1 rRNA gene is annotated in these 1,575 nt (G+C 53.1%); it reads left to right on the top strand.

The features are described 5' to 3' along the window. The first annotated feature begins 10 nt into the window (after positions 1 to 10). Positions 11 to 1,565: ribosomal RNA gene (locus L3V36_RS23780) — 16S ribosomal RNA — on the top strand. Positions 1,566 to 1,575 lie beyond the last annotated feature (10 nt).

Genomic DNA, 1,575 nt, shown 5'->3' with positions numbered 1-1,575 from the left:
ACAAAATCTTAAATTGAAGAGTTTGATCATGGCTCAGATTGAACGCTGGCGGCAGGCCTAACACATGCAAGTCGAGCGGAAACGACACTAACAATCCTTCGGGTGCGTTAATGGGCGTCGAGCGGCGGACGGGTGAGTAATGCCTAGGAAATTGCCTTGATGTGGGGGATAACCATTGGAAACGATGGCTAATACCGCATAATGCCTACGGGCCAAAGAGGGGGATCTTCGGACCTCTCGCGTCAAGATATGCCTAGGTGGGATTAGCTAGTTGGTGAGGTAATGGCTCACCAAGGCGACGATCCCTAGCTGGTCTGAGAGGATGATCAGCCACACTGGAACTGAGACACGGTCCAGACTCCTACGGGAGGCAGCAGTGGGGAATATTGCACAATGGGCGAAAGCCTGATGCAGCCATGCCGCGTGTATGAAGAAGGCCTTCGGGTTGTAAAGTACTTTCAGTTGTGAGGAAGGGGGTAACGTTAATAGCGTTATCTCTTGACGTTAGCAACAGAAGAAGCACCGGCTAACTCCGTGCCAGCAGCCGCGGTAATACGGAGGGTGCGAGCGTTAATCGGAATTACTGGGCGTAAAGCGCATGCAGGTGGTTCATTAAGTCAGATGTGAAAGCCCGGGGCTCAACCTCGGAACTGCATTTGAAACTGGTGAACTAGAGTGCTGTAGAGGGGGGTAGAATTTCAGGTGTAGCGGTGAAATGCGTAGAGATCTGAAGGAATACCAGTGGCGAAGGCGGCCCCCTGGACAGACACTGACACTCAGATGCGAAAGCGTGGGGAGCAAACAGGATTAGATACCCTGGTAGTCCACGCCGTAAACGATGTCTACTTGGAGGTTGTGGCCTTGAGCCGTGGCTTTCGGAGCTAACGCGTTAAGTAGACCGCCTGGGGAGTACGGTCGCAAGATTAAAACTCAAATGAATTGACGGGGGCCCGCACAAGCGGTGGAGCATGTGGTTTAATTCGATGCAACGCGAAGAACCTTACCTACTCTTGACATCCAGAGAAGCCAGCGGAGACGCAGGTGTGCCTTCGGGAACTCTGAGACAGGTGCTGCATGGCTGTCGTCAGCTCGTGTTGTGAAATGTTGGGTTAAGTCCCGCAACGAGCGCAACCCTTATCCTTGTTTGCCAGCGAGTAATGTCGGGAACTCCAGGGAGACTGCCGGTGATAAACCGGAGGAAGGTGGGGACGACGTCAAGTCATCATGGCCCTTACGAGTAGGGCTACACACGTGCTACAATGGCGCATACAGAGGGCAGCAAGCTAGCGATAGTGAGCGAATCCCAAAAAGTGCGTCGTAGTCCGGATTGGAGTCTGCAACTCGACTCCATGAAGTCGGAATCGCTAGTAATCGTGAATCAGAATGTCACGGTGAATACGTTCCCGGGCCTTGTACACACCGCCCGTCACACCATGGGAGTGGGCTGCAAAAGAAGTGGGTAGTTTAACCTTTCGGGGAGGACGCTCACCACTTTGTGGTTCATGACTGGGGTGAAGTCGTAACAAGGTAGCCCTAGGGGAACCTGGGGCTGGATCACCTCCTTATACGAAGATA

The organism is Vibrio sp. G-C-1 (assembly GCF_021728015.1).
GTDB classification, from domain to species: Bacteria; Pseudomonadota; Gammaproteobacteria; order Enterobacterales; family Vibrionaceae; genus Vibrio; species Vibrio splendidus.
Note: the sequence above shows the minus strand (reverse complement) of the source record. Positions and strands in the feature narration are given on the sequence as shown.